This window comes from Microbacterium sp. ARD31, from assembly GCF_031844425.1.
Genome location: NZ_JAUZVE010000002.1, coordinates 669,572 through 693,824, shown reverse-complemented (window position 1 = coordinate 693,824; position 24,253 = coordinate 669,572). Strand labels below are relative to the sequence as shown.

The 24,253-nt window shown below is 70.6% G+C and carries 27 protein-coding genes; 18 read left to right on the top strand and 9 right to left on the bottom strand.

Annotation, left to right across the window (positions count from 1 at the left end):
* The first annotated feature begins 3 nt into the window (after positions 1 to 3).
* The 3 genes from Q9S36_RS10040 (at position 4) to Q9S36_RS10030 (ending at position 2,304) form a co-directional block, all read left to right on the top strand.
* On the top strand, positions 4 to 327 hold the full coding sequence (locus Q9S36_RS10040) for a DUF3467 domain-containing protein (protein ID WP_311284986.1): 324 nt from the start codon (positions 4 to 6) through the stop codon (positions 325 to 327).
* 175 nt (positions 328 to 502) lie between these two features.
* Positions 503 to 1,036 carry a hypothetical protein gene (locus Q9S36_RS10035; protein ID WP_311284985.1) on the top strand — a complete coding sequence of 178 codons (534 nt, stop codon included), beginning with the start codon at positions 503 to 505 and terminating at the stop codon, positions 1,034 to 1,036.
* Positions 1,033 to 2,304, top strand: coding sequence for a type III PLP-dependent enzyme (locus Q9S36_RS10030; protein ID WP_311284984.1), 1,272 nt, complete (start codon positions 1,033 to 1,035; stop codon positions 2,302 to 2,304). Before Q9S36_RS10035 ends, Q9S36_RS10030 begins: the two co-directional genes overlap by 4 nt.
* Here the strand turns inward: Q9S36_RS10030 and upp are convergent.
* Positions 2,289 to 2,921, bottom strand: a complete 633-nt coding sequence (upp, locus tag Q9S36_RS10025; RefSeq protein WP_251451387.1) for a uracil phosphoribosyltransferase — start codon at positions 2,919 to 2,921, stop codon at positions 2,289 to 2,291. The genes Q9S36_RS10030 and upp overlap by 16 nt on opposite strands.
* A 68-nt stretch (positions 2,922 to 2,989) precedes the next feature.
* Here upp and Q9S36_RS10020 point away from each other — a divergent pair, with 68 nt between their 5' ends.
* The gene (locus Q9S36_RS10020) at positions 2,990 to 3,421 is read left to right on the top strand and encodes a nucleoside deaminase (protein ID WP_311285080.1); all 432 of its coding nucleotides are present in this window, start codon (positions 2,990 to 2,992) and stop codon (positions 3,419 to 3,421) included.
* A 6-nt stretch (positions 3,422 to 3,427) separates the two neighbouring features.
* On the opposite strand, the gene Q9S36_RS10015 is transcribed toward Q9S36_RS10020, so the two are convergent.
* Genes Q9S36_RS10015 through Q9S36_RS10005 form a run of 3 tightly spaced genes read right to left on the bottom strand, consistent with a single transcriptional unit; the run spans position 3,428 to position 6,519 of the window.
* Complete coding sequence (locus Q9S36_RS10015; protein ID WP_311284983.1) at positions 3,428 to 4,357, bottom strand: LLM class F420-dependent oxidoreductase; 930 nt, start codon at positions 4,355 to 4,357, stop codon at positions 3,428 to 3,430.
* Between the two features lie 35 nt (positions 4,358 to 4,392).
* Positions 4,393 to 5,358: a cation diffusion facilitator family transporter gene (locus tag Q9S36_RS10010; protein ID WP_311284982.1), complete on the bottom strand. Its 966-nt coding sequence runs from the start codon at positions 5,356 to 5,358 to the stop codon at positions 4,393 to 4,395.
* 48 nt (positions 5,359 to 5,406) lie between these two features.
* Positions 5,407 to 6,519, bottom strand: a complete 1,113-nt coding sequence (locus Q9S36_RS10005) for an alpha/beta hydrolase (RefSeq protein WP_311284981.1) — start codon at positions 6,517 to 6,519, stop codon at positions 5,407 to 5,409.
* Between the two features lie 114 nt (positions 6,520 to 6,633).
* On the opposite strand from Q9S36_RS10005, the gene proC reads away from it, so the two are divergent.
* The 3 genes from proC to Q9S36_RS09990 all read left to right on the top strand — a co-directional run bounded on the left by proC (position 6,634) and on the right by Q9S36_RS09990 (position 8,472).
* Positions 6,634 to 7,473: a pyrroline-5-carboxylate reductase gene (gene proC, locus Q9S36_RS10000; protein ID WP_311284980.1), complete on the top strand. Its 840-nt coding sequence runs from the start codon at positions 6,634 to 6,636 to the stop codon at positions 7,471 to 7,473.
* Between the two features lie 101 nt (positions 7,474 to 7,574).
* A complete protein-coding gene (locus tag Q9S36_RS09995) occupies positions 7,575 to 7,784 on the top strand; it encodes a hypothetical protein (RefSeq protein WP_311284979.1) in 210 nt (69 codons plus the stop codon).
* Positions 7,777 to 8,472 (top strand): TrkA family potassium uptake protein, encoded by a 696-nt coding sequence (locus tag Q9S36_RS09990; protein ID WP_311284978.1) that lies wholly within the window; start codon positions 7,777 to 7,779, stop codon positions 8,470 to 8,472. The genes Q9S36_RS09995 and Q9S36_RS09990 overlap by 8 nt, the downstream gene beginning before the upstream one ends.
* A 3-nt stretch (positions 8,473 to 8,475) precedes the next feature.
* Here the strand turns inward: Q9S36_RS09990 and Q9S36_RS09985 are convergent, their stop codons facing one another.
* Together Q9S36_RS09985 and Q9S36_RS09980 are read right to left on the bottom strand one after the other, a co-directional pair.
* Positions 8,476 to 9,147: a TrkA family potassium uptake protein gene (locus Q9S36_RS09985; protein WP_251451377.1), complete on the bottom strand. Its 672-nt coding sequence runs from the start codon at positions 9,145 to 9,147 to the stop codon at positions 8,476 to 8,478.
* Positions 9,140 to 10,579 carry a potassium transporter TrkG gene (locus Q9S36_RS09980; RefSeq protein WP_311284977.1) on the bottom strand — a complete coding sequence of 480 codons (1,440 nt, stop codon included), beginning with the start codon at positions 10,577 to 10,579 and terminating at the stop codon, positions 9,140 to 9,142. The genes Q9S36_RS09985 and Q9S36_RS09980 overlap by 8 nt, the downstream gene beginning before the upstream one ends.
* A gap of 69 nt (positions 10,580 to 10,648) precedes the next feature.
* Here Q9S36_RS09980 and Q9S36_RS09975 point away from each other — a divergent pair, with 69 nt between their 5' ends.
* From Q9S36_RS09975 to Q9S36_RS09960, 4 genes are all read left to right on the top strand, one after another.
* Positions 10,649 to 11,056, top strand: coding sequence for a metalloregulator ArsR/SmtB family transcription factor (locus tag Q9S36_RS09975; RefSeq protein WP_311284976.1), 408 nt, complete (start codon positions 10,649 to 10,651; stop codon positions 11,054 to 11,056).
* 107 nt (positions 11,057 to 11,163) lie between these two features.
* Entirely contained in the window at positions 11,164 to 11,355 is a 192-nt protein-coding gene (locus Q9S36_RS09970; RefSeq protein WP_019182077.1) for a helix-turn-helix domain-containing protein, read from the top strand.
* An 84-nt stretch (positions 11,356 to 11,439) separates the two neighbouring features.
* Positions 11,440 to 11,538, top strand: coding sequence for a 30S ribosomal protein bS22 (locus Q9S36_RS09965; protein WP_003792170.1), 99 nt, complete (start codon positions 11,440 to 11,442; stop codon positions 11,536 to 11,538).
* Positions 11,539 to 11,642: 104 nt separating this feature from the next.
* Positions 11,643 to 11,897, top strand: a complete 255-nt coding sequence (locus Q9S36_RS09960) for a glutaredoxin family protein (RefSeq protein ID WP_251451371.1) — start codon at positions 11,643 to 11,645, stop codon at positions 11,895 to 11,897.
* Positions 11,898 to 11,901: 4 nt separating this feature from the next.
* On the opposite strand, the gene aspS is transcribed toward Q9S36_RS09960, so the two are convergent.
* A complete protein-coding gene (gene aspS, locus Q9S36_RS09955) occupies positions 11,902 to 13,242 on the bottom strand; it encodes an aspartate--tRNA(Asn) ligase (RefSeq protein WP_311284975.1) in 1,341 nt (446 codons plus the stop codon).
* Positions 13,243 to 13,340: 98 nt separating this feature from the next.
* On the opposite strand from aspS, the gene Q9S36_RS09950 reads away from it, so the two are divergent.
* The 7 genes from Q9S36_RS09950 (at position 13,341) to Q9S36_RS09920 (ending at position 19,110) form a co-directional block, all read left to right on the top strand.
* Positions 13,341 to 14,048 carry a DedA family protein gene (locus Q9S36_RS09950; RefSeq protein ID WP_251451367.1) on the top strand — a complete coding sequence of 236 codons (708 nt, stop codon included), beginning with the start codon at positions 13,341 to 13,343 and terminating at the stop codon, positions 14,046 to 14,048.
* Positions 14,049 to 14,090: 42 nt separating this feature from the next.
* Positions 14,091 to 14,720, top strand: coding sequence for a histidine phosphatase family protein (locus Q9S36_RS09945; RefSeq protein ID WP_311284974.1), 630 nt, complete (start codon positions 14,091 to 14,093; stop codon positions 14,718 to 14,720).
* Entirely contained in the window at positions 14,717 to 15,340 is a 624-nt protein-coding gene (locus tag Q9S36_RS09940; RefSeq protein ID WP_311284973.1) for a TlpA disulfide reductase family protein, read from the top strand. The genes Q9S36_RS09945 and Q9S36_RS09940 overlap by 4 nt, the downstream gene beginning before the upstream one ends.
* Complete coding sequence (locus tag Q9S36_RS09935; protein ID WP_311284972.1) at positions 15,337 to 16,092, top strand: cytochrome c biogenesis protein CcdA; 756 nt, start codon at positions 15,337 to 15,339, stop codon at positions 16,090 to 16,092. The genes Q9S36_RS09940 and Q9S36_RS09935 overlap by 4 nt, the downstream gene beginning before the upstream one ends.
* Positions 16,073 to 17,833: a cytochrome c biogenesis protein ResB gene (locus Q9S36_RS09930; protein ID WP_396653739.1), complete on the top strand. Its 1,761-nt coding sequence runs from the start codon at positions 16,073 to 16,075 to the stop codon at positions 17,831 to 17,833. Before Q9S36_RS09935 ends, Q9S36_RS09930 begins: the two co-directional genes overlap by 20 nt.
* 4 nt (positions 17,834 to 17,837) lie before the next feature.
* On the top strand, positions 17,838 to 18,887 hold the full coding sequence (gene ccsB / locus Q9S36_RS09925; RefSeq protein ID WP_311284971.1) for a c-type cytochrome biogenesis protein CcsB: 1,050 nt from the start codon (positions 17,838 to 17,840) through the stop codon (positions 18,885 to 18,887).
* A 67-nt stretch (positions 18,888 to 18,954) separates the two neighbouring features.
* Positions 18,955 to 19,110, top strand: a complete 156-nt coding sequence (locus tag Q9S36_RS09920; RefSeq protein WP_311284970.1) for a hypothetical protein — start codon at positions 18,955 to 18,957, stop codon at positions 19,108 to 19,110.
* A 139-nt stretch (positions 19,111 to 19,249) separates the two neighbouring features.
* Here Q9S36_RS09920 and Q9S36_RS09915 read toward each other — a convergent pair whose 3' ends face one another.
* Together Q9S36_RS09915 and Q9S36_RS09910 are read right to left on the bottom strand one after the other, a co-directional pair.
* A complete protein-coding gene (locus Q9S36_RS09915) occupies positions 19,250 to 21,463 on the bottom strand; it encodes a YhgE/Pip family protein (RefSeq protein WP_311284969.1) in 2,214 nt (737 codons plus the stop codon).
* Positions 21,460 to 24,240 carry an MMPL family transporter gene (locus Q9S36_RS09910; RefSeq protein WP_311284968.1) on the bottom strand — a complete coding sequence of 927 codons (2,781 nt, stop codon included), beginning with the start codon at positions 24,238 to 24,240 and terminating at the stop codon, positions 21,460 to 21,462. The genes Q9S36_RS09915 and Q9S36_RS09910 overlap by 4 nt, the downstream gene beginning before the upstream one ends.
* Positions 24,241 to 24,253 lie beyond the last annotated feature (13 nt).

Sequence of the window (24,253 nt, the reverse complement as noted above, 5' to 3'; positions counted from 1 at the left end):
ACAATGGCCGACGAGGCGCCACGCCAATTCGAGATCGACCTGCCGCCGGAGCTCATCGGCGGGGCGTACGCCGACTTCGCGAACGTGTGGCACACCCCGACCGTGTTCGTGATGGACTTCCTCACCCTCGCGAAGCCGCCATCCGAGCACATCGATCCCGAGACGGGTGAGCACCGCACGCTCGTCCCCGCACGCGTGGTCAGCCGGATCCGCATCCCGCCCGAGCAGGTGTTCGAGCTCGCGAAGGCCCTCACCCAGCAGCTGGAGTTCTGGGAGCGCGAGACGGGTCGCCGCACTCCTCCCCGCACGCCGCTCGACGAGGAGTAGTCCCCTCCTCAGGCTGTGTCAACCCCGTGTGCGGTGTGAACGGCCGCACGTAATCTTGCCGAGCGTCGTACCGACGCGGGTGCGGTGCTCGTTCGGCGAGGGGCGGGCGCCGCACCGTCTCCCGTGTATCTGCGCCCGCCTTCCCGCCTCTCTCCCAGGGAAGGGAGAGTGCGCGATGAGCAGCATCGACCACCTCGAGGACGCCGGCGGTGTCGCTGATCCGTCCCGGCCCCGCCGCGGGATCGGCTTCTGGGTCCGCCGCTACCTGCCGGCAGAGATCGCCGGGACCGTCGGCATGATCATCGCCGGCGTCGCGGTGACCGGCCTCACCGCCTCGGCCCCGATCATCGCCCTCGCGGCACTCGTCGGCGAGATCCTCGGGTTCTATCTGGTGCTCGCCGTCACCGTCTACGCGGAGCAGGCACGGACAGCGCCCTCGGTGCGCGCCGCGGTCGCCCGCACCGGGCTGCTGCTGGCGGCGGAATGCGGAGTGGCCGAGGTCCTCGACACCCTCGTCGTGCGTCCCGTCGCCCTGGCCCTCGGCGTCTGGCTGCTCCCCGACCCGGTCTGGGGGCTGCTGGCGGGCAAAGTCGTCGCCGACGCCGTCTTCTACGCCACCGCCGCGGGTGCCTTCACCCTCACGGAACGCACCGGACTGCGCGCTCTCAGCGCCGCCGTCCCCGTCACGCTGCAGGAGGACGCATCATGAGCACGTCGCCGCTGCCGCGCCCGTCCGACCTGATCGCACGGCGCCGCGCCGAGGTCGCCGCGCTGCTGGCGACGGATGCCGCACAGGCCGCTCTCGCCATCCACGGGACGCCGCTGCTGCTGCTGGACACCGCGCGGGTCGAGCAGCAGTTCCGTCGGCTGCGTGACGCGCTTCCCTTCGTCCGCTTCCACTACGCCGTCAAGGCGCTCGATCATCCCGCCGCCCTCGCCGTCCTCGACCGGGCGGGGTGCGGATTCGACGTCGCGACGAGCGAGGAGCTCGCGCTGCTGGTCGACGGGTCGGTCGACACCGCGCGCATCATCCACACCCATCCGATCAAGAAGCCCGCTGAGATCGAGCACGCGCTCGCCGTCGGGGTGCGCACATTCGTCGTCGACAACGACGCGGAACTGGCGAAGTTCTCTCGCGCGCCCCGTGACGTCCGGCTTCTGGTGCGCCTGGCCTACCGCAATCCGCACGCGAAGAGCGACCTGTCCAGCAAGTTCGGCGTGGGTTTCCACGAGGCCGAACGGCTCGTCCGCGAGGCGCGTCGTCGCGGCATCCGCGTCGGCGGATTCAGCTTCCATGTGGGCAGTCAGCTCGACGATCCGGACCGCTTCGTCCACGCGGTCGACGAGACGATCGCGTTCATGTCCCGCCTCGAGCGCCAGCTCAGCGTCCGCTTCGACACCCTCGACATCGGCGGCGGGTTTCCCGTCGGATACGACCGCGACGTCGCCGGCATCGAAGACATCGCTTCCGGCATCCGCCCCTCGCTCGAACGTGTGCGCGGGCGCTACACGATCCTGGCCGAGCCCGGACGCATCCTCGTCGCCGAGGCCGCGACGCTCGTGACCAGCGTGATGGGCATCGCCGAACGGGCCGATGGGCGCTGGTACTACCTCGACGACGGCGTGTACGGCGCATACTCGAACGTGGTCGCCGAGGACGTGCACCCGCTGGTCTTCGCCGTGACGGAGCTCGACGGCGACGCCGAGCAGGCCACCCACCGATGGGCGACGCTGGCGGGGCCCACGTGCGATTCGGCCGACGTCATCGCCCGCGAGATGCTGCTGCCGGACCTGCGCGTCGGCGATCCGCTGGCGAGCCCGGCGATGGGGGCGTACACCGCCGTCACGTCGACCCGTTTCAACGGACGCCCGTTGACATCGATCGCCGTACTGTCGCAGGCGCCCGCCACCGGCGAGGTCGCGATCCCCGCGGCGACGTCCGGCGTCGGCGGGCCGCAGCCTCAGACGGTGCCGTAGAGCCGGTCTCCGGCGTCGCCGAGACCGGGCACGATGTAGCCCTTTTCGTTCAGGCGCTCGTCCATCGCGCCGAGGACGAGGGTGACGTCGCGGTCGCCGATCTGCTTCTCGATGGCGGCGACGCCCTCGGGGGCGCCGAGCAGGCAGATGGCGGTGACGTCCTGCGCGCCGCGGGCGAACAGGAAGTCGATCGCCGCCCCGAGCGATCCGCCGGTGGCGAGCATCGGGTCGAGCACGAAGCACTGCCGGTCGCTCAGGTCGTCGGGAAGACGCTCGGCGTAGGTCGACGGCTCGAGCGTCTCTTCGTTGCGCACCATCCCGAGGAATCCGACCTCGGCGGTGGGGATCAGCTTCACCATTCCCTCGAGCATGCCGAGCCCCGCCCGCAGGATGGGGACGACGAGGGGCCGCGGCTCGCTGATCTTGACCCCCGTGGTCTCGGTCACCGGGGTCTGGATCCGGATCGGCGATACCCGCACCGAACGCGTGGCCTCGTAGGCGAGGAGGGTGACGAGCTCCTCGGTGAGCTGGCGGAAGACCGGCGAGGTTGTGCGCTGGTCGCGCAGCACCGTGAGCTTGTGGGTGATGAGGGGGTGGTCGGCGACGTGCAGGCGCATAGGTCCCAGAGTAGTCGCTGGCGTCCTACGCTCGTGAGGTGAGCATCGACCCGGCGGACGCGCGCGCGATGGAGCGCGCTCTGCAGCTCGCCGCCGAAGCAGGTGCCGAGGGCGACGTGCCCGTGGGGGCCGTGGTCGCGGATGCCGCGGGCCGGCCGATCGGCGAGGGACGGAACCTCCGTGAGGCGCACCACGACCCGACGGCGCACGCCGAGGTCATCGCGCTCCGGGCGGCCGCCGCCGCGACGGGCTCGTGGAACCTCGAGGGGTGCACCCTCGTGGTGACCCTGGAGCCGTGCCTCATGTGCGCGGGAGCGCTGCTGCAGGCCCGCATCTCGCGCGTGGTCTTCGGTGCCTGGGACGACAAGGCAGGAGCGGTCGGGTCGATGTACGACGTGGTCCGCGACCGCCGGCTGCCGGTTCGCGCCGAGGTGGTCGGCGGGGTGCGCGCCGAGGAGGCGACCCAGCTGCTGAAGGACTTCTTCGCCGACCGCCGCTGACCGAGGTCACCGGGCGGTCAGGCCCAGAACGTCCTCGCCGAGGAAGGCCACCTGACCGGGATCCCGCAGATCCATGAGCTGCAGGTAGACGCGGTCGGCGCCGAGAGCGCGCAGGCGCTCCACCTTGTCGCGGATCTCGTCGGCGCCGCCGACGATGTTCACCTCGTTGCGGAGATCGCTGACCTCGCGTCTGATCGCGGCCGCACGCCGGTCGAGCTCGGCCGCGGTCGCGCCGGCGAGCGTGGGCAGGGCGACCGACAGCTTGAGCGTCGAGGGATCGCGGCCCGCCTCCTCGCACGCCCGCCGCACGCCGGCGAACTTCTCGGCGATGACGTGCTCGGGCTGGAAGCCGATGTTGAACTCGGTGGCGAACCGGGCGGCCAGCTCGGGGGTGCGTCGTGGACCGGCGCCGCCCACGATGACCGGGATGCGGGACTGCACGGGCTGCGGGAGCGCCGGCGCGGCATCCAATCGGTAATGGGCGCCCTCGAAGCTGTACGTGTCATCCGGCGACGTCGACCACAGTCCCGTGATGAGCTGAAGCTGCTCCTCGAGCAGGTCGAAACGGCGGGAGGGGAAGGGGATGCCGTACGCGAGGTGCTCGCGCTCGAACCAGCCGGTGCCCAGCCCGAGCTCGACGCGCCCGTCCGACATGGCGTCGACCTGCGCGACCTGGATGGCGAGGATCCCGGGCACGCGGTACGTCACCGACGACACGAGCGTCCCGAGACGGATGCGGGAGGTCTCGCGTGCCAGCCCGGCGAGGGTGGTCCACGCGTCGGTGGGCCCGGGCAGCGGATCCCCGTCGCCCATGCGCAGGTAGTGGTCGGAGCGGAAGAAGCCGGTGAAGCCGGTGCGCTCGGCCGTGCGGGCGAACTCCAGCTGGTCGTCGTAGCTCGCGCCCTGCTGAGGCTCGGTGAAGATGCAGTATTCCATTGCGCTCGTCTTCCGTCGTGGCCCGTGCTCGCCGCTCAGTCCGCCGACCGGATGACGAACTGCTCGGTGGAGGGGCGGGGGTCGTCGCCGACGCGGTGCACGTCCGGCTCGAGGTAGATGACCCGGGCCGCGGGGACGGCGGAGCGGACGCGGCGCTCGACGGCGTCGATCCAGGCGGCGACCTCGGCGAACGCCGCGTCCGGGGGCAAGGCGACCTTCGCGGCGACCATCAGCTCGTCCGGACCGAGGTACAGCGTCTTGATGTGGATGATGCGGCTCACCTCCGGGCCGTCCTCGATGGCGGCCACGATGCGTCGATGATCGCCCTCGGTGGCGCCCTCGCCGACGAGGAGGCTCTTCGTCTCGATGCCCAGGGCGATGGCGACGAGGATCAGCAGGGTGCCGATCATCAGCGTGCCGATCGCGTCGAAGAGCGGATCGCCGGTGAGGACGGCGAGTCCGACGCCGAGGAGCGCGAAGACGAGGCCGGTGAGGGCGGCGATGTCCTCGAGGAGGACGACCGGCAGCTCCGGCGCCTTGGCGCGGCGCACGAACGACACCCAGGACTGGCCCTTCTCGCGCACGAGATTGCTCTCGCGCACCGCCGTCCGCAGCGAGAACGACTCCAAGACGATGGCCACGACCAGCACCCCGATCGGAACCCACGCGTTCGTGATCTCGTGCGGGTGGGTGAGCTTGTCGATGCCCTCGTAGATCGAGAACAGTCCGCCCACCGAGAAGAGGATGATCGCGACGACGAACGCGTACACATAGCGCTCCCGGCCGTAGCCGAACGGGTGATCGCGGTCGGCCTTCTGCTTCGCGCGACGACCGCCCAGCAGCAGAAGCAGCTGGTTGCCCGCGTCGGCGACGGAGTGGATCGCCTCGGCCAGCATCGACGCCGATCCCGAAAGGAACCACGCGACGAACTTCGCCAGAGCGATGCCCAGGTTCGCCAGGAACGCCGCGATGATCGCCTTGCCGCCGCCCGTTGCACTCATGCGGTCGAGTCTAGGGATGCCGCCTCCCGCGCACGCGGGGCTTGACGGTCAGTCGGCGGAGCGCAGAATGATGGCCTCGGTCGGGGGCGCGGGGTTCTGAGCGTGACCGATGTAGCCGATGAGCTCGAGCAGGGCGTGCCGGAACTCGGCGGGACGCTCGAGGTGCGGCGAGTGCCCGACGCCTTCCAGCGCCACCTCGGTGACACTCCCGCCCGCTGCCCGGTACGCCTCGAGCACGTCGCGGGTCTGAGACACCATCTCCTGAGCGGGCGCGATGTCGGCGCCGGGCCAGCCGGGCACGATCTGCAAGGCCCCGAGGTGGTTGAGGTCGAAGAACGACGCGTCCGAGACGATCGCGTCGGCGGTGCCGTGGATCCACAGCACCGGGGGCTTGTCATCGAGGTCGACGATCCCCGACACGTCGAAGTAGCGGGGCGCCATCGTGTTGAGGACGCCGATGCCGCCCGCGCCGAAGCCCGGCCAGTTCTTCGATGGCACCGCGTCTCCGGGGTAGTTGCCGGTGGCGGTCGAGGTGGAGAGCATCGAAGCGACCCAGACGTCCTCGTGCTCGGTCGTGTAGCTGGATGAGACGTATCCCGAGCGGAAGACGCTCCGGGGGGAGGTCGGCGCCTCGTCGGTGGTGTCGCCGGCGTTGAGCCGCTCGACGAAGTCGGGGTTGGCGCCGCCGCCCCCGCACCCGGCGTCGTCGTCGGTGAGGCGCGTGCCGTCCCGGCGCGTCCCGCCGAAACCGTAGGGCGAGACCGGAGCCTGCAGCGTCATGCTCAGCACGGGGTGGTCGAGGGCGTACTGCATCACGACGCCGCCACCCATCGACCAGCCGACCAGGTGGGCGGCGGGGATGCCGAGCGCCTCGAGGGCGGCGAAGACGTCGTCGCTGAAGTCGCGCACGCCCCGGGTGGCGTCGATGGGAGCGTGCTCGGTGCCGCCGAAGCCCCGCAGGTCGATCGCCAGGACGCGGAGGTCCGAGGGGAGATCCTGCATGATCTCCTGCCAGAACAGCGACGACGAGACGTTGCCGTGGATGAAGACGACCGTCCGCTCGGGCGGCGTGGCGGTGTCGTCGCCCTCGCGCTCGAGGACGTTCACGCCGAGACGGGGCGTGTCGATCACTCGCTGCGTGATGCCGTCGAACAAGGTCATGGCCACATCCTCCAGGTTCCGCGCCAGGGCAACGGCGCCGGTGATGACTCGACTATAGACCCGGGCAATGGCGCCGAACCGAGGCTCAGGGGTCTGCTTCGTAGGATGGTGGCCATGGTCGACGACACCTCTCTTCCCCGCATCGCGATCCTCGGCGCCGGCTCGATGGGAGGCGCGATCCTGCAGGGACTCGTCGCCTCGGGGGCGGCGCCGGCAGGCGTCACGGTCACCAACCGCACGGCGGCGAAGGCCGACGAGCTCGCCGCCCTGGACGGGGTGACGAGCGTCGCGCTCGAGCGGCATCCGTCGGGGAACGCCGACGCCGTGGCCGACGCCGGCATCGTGCTCATCGGCGTGAAGCCCGCCATGGTTCCGGATCTTCTTCGCGAGATCACTCCGGCGCTGCGGCCGGGAGCAGTCGTGGTGAGTCTGGCCGCCGGGGTGACCATCGCCACGTTCGAGCGGATCCTCGGCCCGGATGCCGTCGTCGTCCGCTCGATGCCGAACACCCCCGCCGTCGTGCGTCAGGCGGTCACCGGCATCGCCGCCGGCAGCCGCGCAGACACGGCCGCGATGGCGCTCGTGCGGCAGCTGTTCGAGACCGTGGGCGCCGTCATCGAGGTTCCCGAATCGCAGATCGACGCGCTGTCGACCATCTCGGGATCCGGTCCGGCCTATGTGTTCCTGCTGATCGAGGAGCTGACGCGCGCGGCGAGCGCGAAGGGATTCGCCCCGGACGACGCCCGTCTCATGGCGGAGCAGACCTTCATCGGTGCCGCAGCGCTGCTGGCGGCATCCGGAGAGGACCCGGCCGAACTGCGCCGCCGCGTGACGAGCCCCAAGGGCACCACCGAGCGGGCGATCGCCGTGCTGCAGGACGCGCACCTGGATGAGGTGTTCGGTCGCGCGACGGATGCCGCGCTGGCGCGCGCGAGGGAGCTCGCAGCCGGCTGACGGCACCCGACGGCACCCGCTCTTCGCGCGCACGCGGCGGCGCCGCGTGCTGCGGCTCCACCCCGCCCAAGCGGTCGTCACCGGCCGCGCTGTTCCACTCGGTGTCGTCCTTCAAGGTCACCACCTTCGCCGTGCTGTACTTCATCCTCGTGACCGAGCTGCGCGGCGAGGGAGCCGTCAACGTCTTCGACAAGCGGCTCTCGCGTGCGGTGCACCGCCAGGCGATCGCCGTGGTGCTGATGGCCATCGCGGCCGTGATGGTCGCGGCCGTGGCGCTCATGCTCCCGAAAGAAAGGCCCGTCATTGGCTAAGTTCTCGCTCTTCTCCGACACGTCCCGCCGCATCGCCGAGGCGGACTCGGTGGCGGTCATCGGCCTCGGGCGCTTCGGAAGCGCGCTGGCGGAGGAGCTCATGTCCTCGGGGACCGAGGTCCTCGGCATCGATCGCGACGAGGACCTGGTCCAGTCCTTCAACGGTGTGCTGACCCAGGTGGTCCGCGGCGACTCGACGAAGGAGGAGGTCCTGCGCCAACTGGCGGTGGACCAGTTCGATCGGGTGGTCGTGGCCATCGGACACGACGTCCAGGCCTCGATCCTCACCGCGTCCCTCCTGCTGCAGCTGAAGGTGCCGATCATCTGGGCCAAGGCCGAGAACGAGCAGCACGGGCGCATCCTCGAGCAGCTGGGGGTCCACCACGTCATCTATCCCGAGCGCACGATGGGCCGCAGGGTCGCCCACCTCGTCCGCGGTGCCGCGCTGGACTACCTCGAGATCGAGCGGGGGTACTCACTGGCCAAGATCACGGCGCCGAGCTCGGTGCGCGGCATCCCGCTCGGTCAGACCGCCATCCGCCAGAAGCACGGGATCACGGTCGCGGCGGTCGCCTCCGGGCGGGCCGGCTGGCACAACGCCGACAACAGCACCGTCCTCTCGGAAGGCGACAGGATCCTCATCGTCGGCCCGACCGCGAGTGTCGAGGCGTTCGCGCAGCTGCGCTGAGCCTCAGCGGTCGAGGGCGGCGAAGCGCTCGATGTCGGAGTTCGTACCCGACACGATGATGAGGTCGTGGTTGGTGACGACGGTCGCCGCCTCGGCATAGCGGAACGGCTTGCCGGGGCTCTTCACGCCCACCACGGTGACGTTGTACTTCGACCGCACGCCCGACTCGTTCAGACCCACGCCGCGGATGAACTTCGGCGGATACATCTTGGCCAGGACGAAATCGTCGTCGAAGCGGATGAAGTCCAGCATGCGCCCGCTCACGAGGTGGGCGACGCGTTCGCCGGCCTCGCGCTCGGGGTAGATGACGTGGTTGGCGCCCACCCGCGCCAGGATCTTGCCGTGCGACTGCGAGACCGCCTTCGCCCAGATCTGCGGGACCTTGAGGTCGACGAGGTTGGCGGTGATGAGCACCGACGCCTCGATCGACGAGCCGACGGCGACCACGGCGACCTGGAAGTCCTGGGCCCCGACCTGCTTGAGTGCCTCGATGTTCTTCGCATCGGCCTGCACGGTGTGCGTGACCCGCTCCGACCACTTCTGCACCAGGTCCAGGCTCTCGTCGATCGCGAGGACCTCGCGATCGAGTCGGTCGAGCTCGCCGGCGCAGGCGGCGCCGAAGCGCCCCAGCCCGATGACCAGGACGGGTGCGTCGCTGCGGATCCGCTCAACCAACGATGGGCCTCTCGACGGGCAGCGAGTAGTGCTGCGAACGGGACGTCGCGGCCACGGCCGCGGCGAGTGTCACTGTACCAATGCGGCCCATGAAGATCGTCGCGGCCATGACGTAGACGGCGTGGTCCGGTAGCGCCTCGGTGAGGCCGGTCGACAGTCCCACGGTCCCGAAGGCCGAGATGACGTCGAAGAGCACGTCGGCGATCGGAGCCTTCGTCAGCTGCGCGATCGTGATCGTCGACAGGGCGACGATGGTGGCGCCCCACGCGACGACCGAGAGGGCGACGCGCTGGACGTCGCTCGGGATGCGGCGGCCGAACGCCTCGACCGACGTGCGGCCCTTCGCCTCGGACCAGACGGCCAGGGCGAGGACGGCGAGCGTCGTGACCTTGATGCCGCCGGCGGTGGACGCCGAGCCGCCTCCCACGAACATGAGCATCGAGCCCACGACGAGCGACGAGCCGTAGAGCTCGCCGATGTCGACGACCGAGAAGCCTCCCGACCGGGTCATCGCCGAGAGGAAGAAGGCCTGGAACGTGGTGTCCCACGCATCCATCGAGCCGAAGGTGCCGGGGTTGTTGTACTCCAGTCCGAGGAAGGCGCCCGCGCCCGCGAAGAACAGGATGACCGTGGCGATGAGGGTGAGCTTGGTGTGCAGCGACCACCGGCCGACGTGCCACACGTGACGTGACAGCGAGTAGATGACGGGGAAGCCGATGCTGCCGAGGAACACGCCCGCCATCAGCACGGTCAGGAGGAAGTAGTCGTCGGCGAACGGCTCGAGCCCGCCCGGGTTCGGGGTGAAGCCCGTGTTGGTGAACGCCATCGCCGAGTAGAAGGGCGCCTCCCACAGGGCCTCCAGCGGCGAGATCCCCGCCCACACCAGCGATGGGTAGAGCAGCAGCGCGATGACCGCTTCGATGACGAGGGTCGACAGGGCCACCGTCCGCAGCAGCTGGCCGACCTCGCCGAGCCGGACAGTCTGCCCCTCGTTGACGGGCCCGCCGTGGACGCGCAGCGGGTTGGAGTCGCCGGCCGCGATGAGCTTGGCCCGCAGCCCGAGGCGCTTGGAGATCACCAGACCGAGGATCGAGGCGAGCGTCAGCACGCCCATGCCGCCGATGTTCACGCCGATGTAGATGATCGTCTTGCCGACGGGCGACCAGTGGGTGGCGGTGTCGACGGTGACGAGGCCGGTGACGCAGATCGTCGAGACGGCGGTGAACAGGGCGTCGGCGAGGGGTGTCTGTCGTCCGCTGGCGGCAGCCGCCGGCAGCGACAGCAGCGCGGTGAAGATCAGGATCAGCGTCGAGAAGATCAGGATCGCGAAGCGCGCGGGGGAGGAGGTGGCGAAGTCCCGGAAGAACTCTCCGGTCGATCGGACGACTGTTCGCCAATGGCGCGGACTCGTCGACGATCTGCTCGTCGCCATTCACCGCTCCCTTGTCGCCGGACTCCGGCCATCATGGTACTCCGGCGGGAGCCCGACTACTCTGAGCACATGGCGGACATCTTCGACGTGATTGCGGACGGCACGCGGCGCGACATCCTTCGACTGCTGCTCGACCGCGCATCCGCCGGAGAGAGAGGCACGAGCGTCTCGCAGATCGTCCACGAGCTGGGCACGAGCCAGCCGACGGTCTCGAAGCATCTCAAGGTGCTGCGCGAGGCGCACCTCGTCTCGGTGCGCGAAGAAGGGCAGCACCGCTATTACAGCCTGTCCGCCGGACCTCTGGACGAGGTGGACGACTGGCTGGTGCCGTTCCTGGGTGAGGGTGCGGACGAGTTCGACCCGGCGGCGGTCACGCTTCCGGAGTCGGCGGCGCACGCCGCCGACGTGGTCGGCCGGGCCGCGGCATCCGCGAAGCACGCCCTCGAGAGCGCGCTGAAGAAGCTTCCCGGTCGCTGAATCGTCGCGCACGGGATCTACCCCATTCGTCACACCTGTCACACGGGTTTACACGCGTCGCCCGGAACCCTTAGAGTGTGCTCACTACCTCTGGGGAAGGGATTCACATGGCGGAGCTGCCTGACGTGCGCTTCCTGACCGTCGCCGAAGTCGCGGAGCTGATGCGCGTGTCGAAGATGACGGTCTATCGACTGGTGCACTCCGGCGAGCTGCCCGCCGTCCGTTTCGGACGGAGCTACCGTGTGCCCGAATCCGCCGTCACCGAGGCCCTGCAACGGCCCATCGCCGACGTCGGCTAGACTGTCCCGAGGCATTTTTCGCATCTGCCCGATCCCGGTCGCGCACGAGACGCGTCCAGACCCCTGACAGTAGTGAGGTTTTCCGTGGGTTCAGTCATCAAGAAGCGCCGCAAGCGCATGGCGAAGAAGAAGCACCGCAAGCTGCTTCGCAAGACTCGCCACCAGCGCCGCAACAAGAAGTAAGCGGCGAACGACACCTAGCGCCCCCGACCCGATAACGGTCGACGGGGGCGCTTCGTGTTTCCGGGGCGGATCCGCCCCGGCGCACCCCGATCTAGGATTCAGGGGTGAGCACCACGATCACCCTCATCGGCAAGGACGGCTGCCACCTCTGCGACGTCGCACGCGAGATCGTCGAGACCGTGGTCGCCGATCTTCCCGAGGACGCCGTCGACGTGCAGGAGCGGTCGATCCTCGACGATCCCGAGCTCTACGCGCGGTGGTGGGAGAAGATCCCGGTGGTCCTCATCGACGGCGACCTGCACGCGCACTGGCGCGTGTCGGCCGACCGCCTGCGCGAAGCCCTGCAGGCCGCGCGCTGACCCGTCAGGGCGCCAGGCGCGTGGGCCCGCGGAAGAGGTAGGTGACCTCGCGGATCGACGACTCGCCGAGCAGCAGCATCAGCACCCGGGCGAGGCCCATGCCGAAGCCGCCGTGGGGCGGGGCGCCGTAGCGGAAGAAGTCGAAGTAGAAGTCGAGGTGCTCCGGCTCCAGGCCCTTCTCCTTCGCCTGCTCGATGAGCACATCCACCCGGTGCTCGCGCTGCGCGCCCGTGGTGATCTCGACGCCCTTGAACAGCAGGTCGTAGCTCTTGGTGAGCCCGGTCTGCTCGTCGCGCATGTGGTAGAACGCGCGGATCTCCGGGTGATAGTCGGTGATGAAGACGAACTGGTGCCCGTAGGTCTCCTCCACGTGGGCCGCGATCTGCCGCTCGCCCTCGGGATCGAGGTCGCCGTCGGTGCGGGGGATGTCGTAGCCGCGGGCCGCGACGATCTCGCGGGCCTCGGCCAGGGGGATGCGCGGGAACGGCACGGCGGGAACGACGACCTCGAAGCCGAACAGCTCCTCGATCTCGGCGCCGTGCTTGTCCTTGACCGCCTGGATCGCCGTCGCGAGCAGTTCCTCCTGCATCGAGGCGACGTCCTCGTGGGAGTCGATCCAGCTGATCTCGGCGTCGATCGAGGTGAACTCGGTGGCGTGCCGGCTCGTGAACGACGGGTCGGCGCGGAAGGCGGGGGCGATCTCGAAGATCTTGCCGAATCCCGCGACCTGGGCCATCTGCTTGAAGAACTGCGGGCTCTGCGCCAGGTAGGCGGTCTGGTCGTCGAAGTACTCCAGCGAGAACAGCTCGGCGTTGGATTCGGATGCCGAGGCCATGAGCTTGGGGGAGTGCACCTCGATGTAGTCGCGCTCGATCCAGTACGTGCGCATGGCGTGCTCGAGCGTCGTCTGCACGCGGAAGATCAGGTTGTTCCGGCGCTGCCGCAGGTCGAGGAAGCGCCAGTCCATGCGCTTGTCCATGCCGCTGTCGGCGGCGATCGGGGTCTCGGGGAGGGCGACGGCGGCGATGTCGAGCGACGCGATCTTGACCTCGACGCCGCCCAGCTTCACCCGCTCGTCGTGCTTGAGCGCACCGGTCACCGTCAGGAACGTGCCGTGGGTGAGGCCCGAGATGGTCTCGGTGAGGGCGAGGGCACCCGCGTCCTGCTCGGCGCCGTCCTCCGACGGCCGGGTTGCCGGATTGACCAGCTGCACCGCGCCGGACTCGTCCCGCAGGATGACGAACTGCACCTTCTTCTGGTCGCGGACCGTTTCGACCCATCCCGAGACGGAGACCGGGCCGTCGGCGAGGTCCTGAAGCTGCTTGACGAGAACGCGTTCACTCACGGGGCCCAAGTCTACGTGTGCGCCTCGGAGGCGATTCACAGGCGCCCGCAACGTGGCGGCACAGGTTTCTGTAACCTGCCTGCCCTATCGTGGCCGCGATGACTGCTCACGCGAACGACAGCTCCTGGCTCGGCGCCATCATGGACTGGACGGTGTCCCTCATGGACGTCGTCGGCGCCCCCGGGGCCGGCATCGCCATCGCGCTCGAGAACCTCTTCCCCCCGCTTCCCAGCGAAGTCGTGCTGCCGATGGCCGGGCTCGCCGCCAGCCGCGGCTCGTTCACGCTGTTCGAGGCGCTGGCGTGGACGACGGCCGGATCGGTCGTCGGGGCGTTCCTGCTCTACGCGATCGGCGCCTGGTTCGGTGTCGAGCGGTTGCGCCGCATCGCCTCCGTCGTGCCGCTGCTGCATCCCGAAGACATCGACCGCACCGTGGACTGGTTCGTCAAGCACGGCGGCAAGGCGGTGTTCTTCGGCCGCATGATCCCGATCTTCCGCAGCCTCATCTCGATCCCCGCGGGCGTGACGCGCATGCCGCTGTGGCGTTTCGGACTCCTCACCACCGCCGGCAGCCTCATCTGGAACACGATCTTCGTGATGGCCGGGTTCCTGCTCGGCGAAGCGTGGCCGATGGTCGAGCCGTACGCAGACGCCCTGCAGTACGCCGTCATCGCCGCCGTCGTGATCGGCGTCGCCTGGTTCGTGTGGGCCCGCACCCGCACCCTCGTGGCAACCGCCCGCGATCGCCGCAGCGGCGCGGGCGAGGACGAGGACGACCGCGAGCTCGCTCCCACGCGCGCGGACTGACGCTCAGCCCGTCCACAGAACCGCCCGCCATAGACTGGTGGCGTGCCCGCCGAACGCCTCCATCTCGTGCGCCATGGGGAGGTCCACAATCCCCACCGCGTTCTCTACGGGCGACTTCCCGGCTTCTCGCTGAGCGACGCCGGACGCCGGATGGCACGTGAGGCCGCCGAGTACGTGAAGGGGCTCGATCGCCCCGTCACCGCGCTGGTGTGCTCTCCGCTCGAGCGCGCCCAGGAGTCGGCCGAGCCGTTCGCCGAGATCTTCGGCCTGAAGCCGGTGATCGATGATCGCGTGATCGAGCCGACGAACGTCTTCGAGGGGCGCCGGATGGTGCGGGCCCTCGCCAATCCGTGGAACTGGCGTCATCTGCGCAAGCCTGCCCTCCCCAGTTGGGGCGAGGCGTACGCGGACGTCATCGGCCGGATGAACCACGCGATGACGGACGCCTGGGAGTCCGCGGATTCCGGCGACGTCGTGATCGTCTCGCACCAGCTGCCGATCTGGGTCACCCATCTCGCCGTCGCCGGTCTGCCCTCCCGCCACGACCCGCGGGAGCGCCGCTGTGCGCTCTCGAGCGTGACCACCTTCGAGATGCGCGACGGCACCTGGGCCGAGCGCAGCTACGCCGAGCCGGCCTCGACCGCCGGCTCCGTCGACGTCGGAGCAGTATGACCACCCACGACCGACCGCGACGCGGCGGACTGCGGGCCGCGGCATCCGCCCTCGTGGCGCTGGGGCTCACCGCGGCGCTCGCGGCCTGCACCAACGACCCCCTCGCCGATCAGTACCGCGCCGGTGACAACAAGGGATTCATCGCCGCGGACGGGTTCCGCGTCGTCGAGATCCCCGAGGCCGAACGCGGCGAGCCGGTCGAGTTCGAGGGAGTCCTCGACAGCGGCGGCACGATCACCAGCGACGACGTCGCCGGCGACGTCGTCGTCGTCAACTTCTGGTACGCCGCGTGCGCTCCGTGCCGCGTCGAGGCGCCCGAGCTCGAAGCCGCCCACGCCGAGTACGAGGGCGAGGACGTCACCTTCTTCGGGGTCAACCTGTACGACGGCGCCGACGCCTCGCTCGCCTTCGCCGACACGTACGGCGTGACCTACCCGAGTGCCCTCGCGACCGAGGACGGGTCGATCAAGCTCGCCTTCGCCGAGCAGACGCCCCTCAACGCCGTGCCCACGACCCTCGTGCTCGACGCCGAGGGACGGGTCGCCGCTCGCGTGATCGGCCAGCTGAGCGAGGCGTCGATCCTCACGACGCTCGTGGACGACGCCCTGGACGGCTCGTGAATCCCGCGGATGCCGTCGCCGGCGGTTCGCTGCTGATCGCCGTCCCGATCGCCGTCCTCGCCGGGCTCATCTCGTTCCTGTCGCCATGCGTCCTGCCGCTGGTGCCCGGCTATCTCGGGTTCATCGGCGGAGCCGTCGGCGGTGGATCCGCCCGTGCCGCCCGCGCGAACCCCGGGCGGACGCGTCTGCTGCTGGGCGTGCTGCTGTTCATCGCCGGCTTCACACTCGTCTTCATGAGCGTGGCGATGCTCGGCGGAACCCTGGGGCGCTTCCTGATCGAGTACGCCGACCCGATCACCCGGGTGCTGGGCGTCGTGATCATCATCATGGGGCTCGTCTTCATCGGCGTGTTCGGTCTGGCGCAGCGCACGATGCGCCCACAGGTGCGCGGCAACCTGGGCCTCGTCGGCGCACCGCTGCTCGGCGTCGCGCTCGGCATCGGGTGGACGCCCTGCATCGGCCCCACGCTCGCGGTGATCCTGGGCATGTCGTTCGATCAGGGCTCGGCCGGACGCGGCGCGCTCCTCGGTCTGGCGTACTCGCTGGGCCTCGGGATCCCGTTCGTGCTGCTCACGCTCGGGTTCGGCTGGGCCACCCGCTCGGTCGGATTCCTCCGGCGGCATATCCGTGCCGTCAACATCGTCGGAGGCGTCGTGCTGATCCTTCTCGGCCTGCTCATGGTGACCGGGGTCTGGACCGCGATCATGTCCCAGCTGCAGGGGGTGTTCGCCAGTGTCCCGCTCCCCCTCTGACGCCACGGCCGCCGACAGGGCCGCCGACAGCGCCGCCGAGCGCGCCGCCGAGCCGCTGCGTCCGTCCGACCACGCCGACGCCCAGGCCGACATCGTCCAGCCAGCGCTCGGGGTCGTGGGGTGGCTGCGGTGGGGGTGGCGTCAGCTGACCTCGATGCGCACGGCGCTCGTCCTCCTGCTGCTGCTGGCGATCGCCGCGGTGCCCGGCTCGCTCGTGCCGCAGCGCAGCGCCGACCCCAACGGCGTCACGCAGTACTACGCCGACAACCCCGACCTCGCCCCGGTGCTCGACGGGATGAGCCTGTTCGACGTGTACACGTCCCCGTGGTTCTCGGCCATCTACATCCTGCTGTTCATCTCGCTCATCGGCTGCGTGATCCCGCGCACCACCCACCACTACAAGGCGCTGCGCGCGCGGCCGCCCCGCACGCCCGCACGTCTGGAGCGCCTGTCGGCCTACCGGACGACGACCGTGGTGGCGGCATCCGATGACGACGCGACGGATGCCGCAGCCGCCGCCGTGGATCGGGCGCAGGCGCAGCTGCGCAGAGCCGGCTACCGCGTGGAGCGCTACGACGGCCGCGGCGCCTTCTCGGTGTCGGCCGAGCGGGGCTACCTGCGCGAGACCGGGAACCTCGTCTTCCACGGCGCGCTCGTCGGCGTGCTGCTGGCGGTCGGCATCGGCGGGGGACTCACCTACACCGGCCAGAGCGTGATCATCGAGGGGCGCACGTTCGTCAACGCGATGCTCGACTACTCCTCGTTCAATCCCGGCCGCTTCGTCGACGAGGAAGAGCTCGAGCCCTATGCGCTCACCCTCGACGAGTTCTCGGTCAGCTACGTGCCGCTGGGGCAGCAGGGGGCCGGTCAAGCCGGCGACTTCGTCGCGCACCTCACCACGCAGCGTGCGGGTGAGCAGCCGCAGCAGGGAGAGGTGCGGGTCAACCACCCGCTCGAGCTCGCCGGCGATCGGATCTACCTCATGGGCAACGGCTACGCGCCGACCATCACCATCCGCGACCCCGAGGGCGAGGTCGTGTTCTCGGAGTCGGTGCCCTTCCTGCCGCAGGACAGCAACATGACCTCGCTCGGTGTGGTCAAGGTGCCCGACGGGCTCGCGGACCAGCTCGGGATCGTCGGGTTCTTCTATCCGACGCAGGCGCAGCTGACCACCGGCGCCTTCACCTCGTCCTACCCCGATCTGATCCTGCCGGTGCTCTCGCTCGACGTGTACTCCGGCGATCTCGGCATCGACGACGGCACCCCCCGGTCGGTGTACACGCTCGACCCCACGGGGATGACGCGACTGAGCGGAGGTGACACCGACGTCGACTCCCTGCAGCTCGCCCCGGGGGACACGCTCGACCTGCCGGGCGGTTTCGGCACCATCACCTTCGAGGACGAGTCGCCCGAGGGCGCGCAGGGCTACGAGGATGCCGTCAAGCGCTATGTGTCGCTGTCGATCCACCGCGACGCGGCCGCCGTCTGGGTGCTCGTGTTCGCGATGCTGGCGACGGCGGGGCTGCTCGCGGCCCTTTTCGTGCCGCGCCGTCGCATGTGGGTCAAGGCCACCGCACACGGGAACGCCGTGCGGATCGAGTACGCGGGGCTCGCCCGCGGCGAGGACCCGACGCTGGATGACGCCGTCGAGCAGTTCGCGCGTCGCCACCGCGAGGGCGGCGGAGACGGTCATGCGGGCGTCGGCATCGAGGGCCGGCCGCAGAGCCGCGACGTAAACTGAACCCATGCCCGAAACCGCTCCGATGACCCTCGACACCGTGTCGGTGCTGCTCGTGTGGACGGCGATCGCGATCTACGCGCTCGCGTTCGTCGCGTACGCCGTCGACCTCGCCCGTCGGGGGGCTGTCGCAGCCGATCAGCGGGTGGTCCGCGAGCGCGAGCTCGTCGGCGCGACGGTGGGCTCATCCGCTGCGGCGGGCGGGCGCGACGCCGGCGTCGAGACCGCGCCGCCGCGCGACGACCGCCCGCGACTGCTGTGGGCGCGGATCGGGACGTCGCTGACGGTCCTCGCGTTCCTGTTCCACCTGGCCGGCACCATCCTGCGCGGGATCGCCGCGGAGCGGGTGCCGTGGGCGAACATGTACGAGTTCGCGCTGACCGGCACGGTCCTGATCGTGGCCGTCTACCTGCTGGTGCTGCGCCGCTACGACGTCCGCTTCCTCGGTGCGTTCCTGATCGGCATGGTGGTGCTGCTGCTGGGTGGCGCGACGATCTCGTTCTACGTCGAGGTCGTTCCGCTGATGGATCCGCTCAAGAGCGTGTGGCTGGTCATCCACGTCTTCGTCGCCTCCCTGGCCACCGCCCTGTTCGCGCTGGCGTTCGGGCTTTCCGTACTTCAGTTGATGCAGGCGCGCCGTGAGCGCCGGATGCTCGCCGTAGCGGCATCCGACCCCACGCCGACCGGGCGCACCTCGACCGGGCCCAGCTCGACCGGGCCGCGCTTCCTGCGCACCCTGCCGAACGCCGACGCCCTCGAGTCGCTGGCGTACCGCTTCGCGATCATCGGCTTCATCTTCTGGACCTTCACCCTCATCGCCGGATCCATCTGGGCCAACGACGCCTGGGGCCGCTACTGGGGCTTCGACACGAAGGAAGTCTGGACCTTCGTCATCTGGGTGCTGTACGCCGGGTACATCCACGCGCGCGCGACACGCGGCTGGCGCGGCGCGCGTTCGGCGTGGCTGTCGATCATCGGGTTCACCGCGGTCCTGTTCAACTTCACGATCGTGAACATGTTCTTCAAGGGCCTGCACGCGTACTCCGGGCTCAGCTGACGCGCTGTCAACCCCGTTGGCGGGAGGGCCGGGCGCCGGAAGAGTGGCGGTGTCGAAAGGAGCTCCCATGAGCGACACCACACCCCACTCCCGTCACTCCGACGACGCGCGCCCCGACGACGGCCCGCCCACCGACGCGCTCACCGACGAGGTCCGCGAGGACGCCGCCGAGGCCGGGACGAATCCGGAGCCCGGAACGGACGCCGAGCCCGATCCCCGGTGACCTCGGCCTCCCGTCCAGATCACGTGCTGTGACCGAGTGCACCCGTTACGCCCGCGCGTGACGTGTGCACTCGGCGAGATCACGTGATCTGGACGATGCGTGGACGATGCGTGGCCGATGCGGGGAAGGGGCGAGGAGGTCAGGCGGCGAGGAGCGACCGGGCGGTGACGGTGCGGCGGCGGGTGACGGCCACGACGGTCGCGGCGAACGCGAGCAGCGCCCACACGGTGAGTCCGACGAGTCCGGCCGCGACGCCGTCCGCAGACGTCAGCGCGGCGACCATGCCGTTGTACGCGGGCGAGGTCGGCGCGAGCGCGGCCACCGCGGACAGGGCGCCCGGCACGGTCGACACCACGCCCGTGGCGACCGCCAGCACGCCGATCATCGCCGACACCCAGCGGCCCGCGCCGCCGAAGACCGCCACCAGCGCCTGGTTCACCGCCGCGAAGGCCACTCCTGCCACCACGCACACCAGCGCGAACACCGTCCACGCTCCCGGATCGTAGGATGCCGCGAGCTGCACGACACCGGCGACGAGCAGGCCCTGCACCGCGCCCAGGCCGGCGGCCGGCGCGAGCGCCCGCAGTGCGAGCACCGGCGACGACGCCCGCGCCGAGAGCGAACGTCGCGTGACAGCCTGCAGGGCGACGAAGCTGCCGAGTCCGCCGAACCACAGCGCGAGCGTCGTCAGCAGCGGAACGGCCGAGGCGCCGAACAGCTCCGAGCCGACACCCTGCGCCGTCACCGGGTCGGCGACGACCCCGGCGAGTTCGGCGGCTTCGGCATCGCTGTACGAGGGGATCTCGTCGGTCGCGGTCTGCAGCCCGGTGGCCAGCTCGCCCGTGCCGTCGGCGATGAGTCCGAGGCCGTCGGCGAGGTCGTCGGCGCCGGCTGCGGCATCCGTCGCTCCGGTCGCCCACGTCGAGGCGCCGCCGGCCCACGTGCTCGCACCGCTCGCGGCCTGATCGGCGCCCGCAGCCCACGTGCGCGCACCCGACGCCCACGTCGAGGCGCCGTCGGCGAGTTCATCGGCACCGCTCGCGAGCGAGGACATGCCGCCCGAGAGCTCGTCCAGGCCTCCCGCGGCGTCGGCGGCACCGTCGGCGAGTTCGTCCATCCCGCCCGCCAGCGCCGACGCGCCACCGGCGGCTTCGCGCAGCGCGGCCACCAGCCGAGGCTCGAATTCGGCCAGGTCGGCGACGCCGGCGGCGATCGTGTCGGCGTCGCCGAGGGTGGCGGTGACGGTCGGGAGGGCGTCGTCGACCCGCGCCGAGATGTCGGTGAGCGTCGCGCACAGCTCGGCCGAGCCGCCCTGGGCGAGGCAGTCCGCCGACAATGCCGCGAGCTCGGCCGCGGCATCCGTCACCGCGGTCCTGATCTGCTCGCTGTCGGCGGCGAGTGCGCCGGCGGCGTCGACGACCTCGACGGGCACGTCGGGCAGCTGCGAGACCTCGTCGGCCATGAGCGTCAGGCCGCCGGCCAGTTCGCTGCCACCGGCGGCGATGTCGCGGGCCCCGCCCGCCCACGTGTCGAGTCCGTCCGCAGCAGCCGCGGTGCCGGCGGCGAGCTGCCCGGCACCCCCGGCGATCTCGGCGGTGCCGCCGGCGATGCCGTCCGCGCCCGCGGCGAGCTCCCGTGCGCCGCCGGCGAGTTCGCCGACGCCCGACGCGATGCCTCCGGCACCGCCGGCGAGCTGGTCGGCGCCTCCCGAGAGCTGCGCGACGCCGTCGGCGAGGCTCACCGTGCCGCCGGCGGCCTCGCTCGTCCCGTCGGCGAGCTCACCCGCTCCGTCGGCGGCGTCGCCGAGCTGGTCGCCGAGCGTGGTGAAGCCCAGCAGGACGTTCTCGAGATAGAGGCTCGACAGCTCGTCGCCCATGAGGGATGCCGCAGCCTGCGCGACCTGGGCGGTGATGGCGTCGTCGACGATCAGGCTGTCGGGGGGTGTGGTGACGTCGATGACGGCCTTCTCGGGGGTCGCCCCGGGCTGGGTCGACGTCGCGGCGGCCGAGAAGTCCGCCGGAATCGTGATGACGGCGTTGTAGGTGCCCTCGGCGAGGCCGTCCGCAGCGTCGTCGGCGTTCGAGATCGTCCATGTGAGGTTGCTGTCGAGCTCGTCCGAGCCCTCGACGAGCCCTGCGGTCAGCTGACGCCCGAGGGGCACGAGCTGGTCGCCGATCGTGACGGGCTCGTCCTCGTTCACGATCGCGGCGTTGATGTTCTCGAGGCGCTCGGTGGGGTTGTAGAGCGCGGCGATGAGGATGCCGCCGATGATGACGGGCAGCAGCACGATCCCGACCAGGGTGAGCCACGTGACGGGTCGGCGCGGGCGCGAGCGTTCGATGGGAAGGGTCATGCGTTCACCTCGGGGGCGGGGGAGGAAGCGGAGTGCACCCGCAGGGCGAGTGCGTCGATGCGGGGGCGGTGCGCCTCGGCGAGGAGGGCGAGGGCCGCGCCCTCGCTGCGGGCGGTCGCGACGATCGTGAGCGTGTCGTCGGTGGCGGCCAGACGCGCCGAGGCGTCGCGCAGGAGCGCGGCCGCCTGATCCCGGCGGGGAGCGTCCAGCGCGTCGACGCCGTCGATCACGATGAGCGACGGGCGGCCGTCCAGCGCGCTGCGGATCTCGCGGACGGGGTCGTCGGCGTCGCCGAGCAGAGCCAGGCCGACGTGGCCACGCACCCACGCGGCACGACCCGGCAGCAGGTGCCCTGCCACACGGATCCGGCCCTCGTCGGGAGCGAGCCGGCCGGCCACGACGAGCGCGAAGGCGCGCGTCGCGCGCGCGTCGCCGGTCACCACCAGCGTGCCGCCGGGCTCCACGCTCGTGCGGGCGCCGTCGAAGATCGTCACCGCCCCGCCGCGGCCGGTGTCGGCGGTGACAGCGAGGTCCTCGACGACGATGGCCGACCTCGAGCCCGGCGCGGGCCAGTCCCGCAGGGCGATCTCGCGTTCGACGGCTTCGCCCTCGATGTCGAAGTGAGGGAGGATCCGGTCGAGCCAGCGCGGCATCCACCACGCCTTCTCGCCCAGCAGGGCCATCACGGCCGGCACGAGGGTCATCCGCACGACGAAGGCGTCGACGGCGATGCCGACGGCGAGCCCCAGGGCGATCGGCTTGATCGACGAGTCGCCTTCGGGGACGAACGCGGCGAAGACGGCGAACATGATCACGGCGGCGGCGGTGACGACCCGGGCCGAGGCGGTGAAGCCCGACCGCACGGCGGCGATCGCGGTGGCGCGGTCGGCGCGGCCGCCCCGGGCCCGCCGGGCGTGAACGTAGTCCTCGCGCATCCGCGAGACCAGGAACACCTCGTAGTCCATCGCCAGCCCGAACAGGACGCCCATGAGGATGATGGGCATGAAGCTGATGACCGGGCCGGTGCGGGTGACGTGCAGGGCGTCGGCGAACCAGCCCCACTCGAACACCGCCGCGACCACGCCGAACGATGCGGCGACCGAGAGCAGATAGCCGGCGGCGGCTTTCAGGGGCACCCAGATGGAGCGGAAGACGATCGTCAGCAGGATGAGCGAGAGCCCGACGACGAAGATGCCGAAGGGGATGAGGGCCGCGCCGAGCCGGTCGGAGATGTCGATCCCGACTGCGGTGAAGCCGGTGACCTTCAGGTCGACGCCGTACTCCTCGAGCAGCCGGTCGTGCTGTGCGCGGAGGTCGCGCACGAGCTCGGCGGTGGCCGGATCGTCGGGCGCGGTCTCGGGGACGACCTGGATGAGGCCGGTGTCGGCGGTCTCATTGGGGGTGGACAGCGCCACCTCCTTCACACCGGGGATCTGCTCGATCTCTTCGGCGAGGTCGGCCATGAGGCCGAGCGGGTCGGTCGAGGTGACGATCGTCCCGGCCAGGATGAGCGGTCCGTTGGAGCCCGGACCGAAGCGCTCCGCGGTGAGGTCGTAGGCCTGACGCGCCTGACTCGACGGGGGCTGCACGCCCGCGTTCGGCAGGGCGAGGGTGAGGCTGGCGGCCGGGATGGCCGCGATTCCGAGGCCGACGACGACGGCGACGGTCGTGATGAGCGGATGCCGCGTCACGAGCATCACCCAGCGGTTGGGCCGGGGGGTCCGCACCGGCCGGTCGCGTCGTGCGCGGGGCTGCCAGCCCGCGACGCGGCCCTTCGCGAAGCCGAGGAGGGCGGGGGTGAGCGTGAGGGCGACGACGACCGCGATCGCCACGGCCACCGCGGCGGCGATCCCCATCGTGGTGAGGAAGGGGATGTTCGCGAACGACAGTCCGATGAGGGCGATGAGCACGGTGACGCCGGCGAACACGACGGCCGAACCCGCCGTTCCCGTCGCGCGCGCGGCGGATTCGTCGGGAGCCATGCCCGCGCGGACCTGATCCTGGTGGCGGGCGACGATGAAGAGGGCGTAGTCGATCCCGACCGCCAGGCCCAGCATGATCGCGAGCATCGGGGTGGTCGACGAGATCGAGGCGAAGGCCGTCGAGACGTAGATGAGCGCGATCGCCAGGCCGACGCCGATGATGGCGCTGATGAGCGGGAACCACGCCACGGCGATCGAGCGGAAGGTCACGATGAGCACGAACAGCGCGATGAGCACGCCGACCGCTTCGATCAGCGACAGCGCGGGGACGGACGTCGAGAACAGGTCTCCGCCCATGGCCGCCTGCGATCCCGCGGGGAGGGTCGTGAGGAGGTCGTCGGCCACGCCCTCGAGGGTGGCCTTGGTCTCGTCCGAGATGTCGGTGGCCTGACCGTCGAACTGCAGCCGGATGATCGCGGCGGTGTCGTCCTCGGAGACCAGGCCGCTCACCATCTCGTCGAAGGGATCGGTCACGGCCAGGACGCCGTCGAGGTCTTCGAGGTCCTGCAGCGTGTCGCCGATCGCGCCGGCGTACGGCTCGTCCGCCACCCGGTCGCCGTCGGCGGCCACCACGACCAGCTGCGCGCTCGTGCCGCTGGCCTGGGGGAAGGTGCGGTCGAGCATCTGGATGCCCTCCTGCGCCTCGGTGCCGGGGATCGAGAAGGAGTTGTCGGTGCCCTTCATGAACACCGCCGCGCCGCCGCCGGCGAGTGCCAACAGCAGCAGCCAGGCGAGAAGGACGCGCCACGGACGGTGATACGCCCAGCGTCCGAGTGAGTACAGCAGGGTGGACAACAGCGCCTCCGGG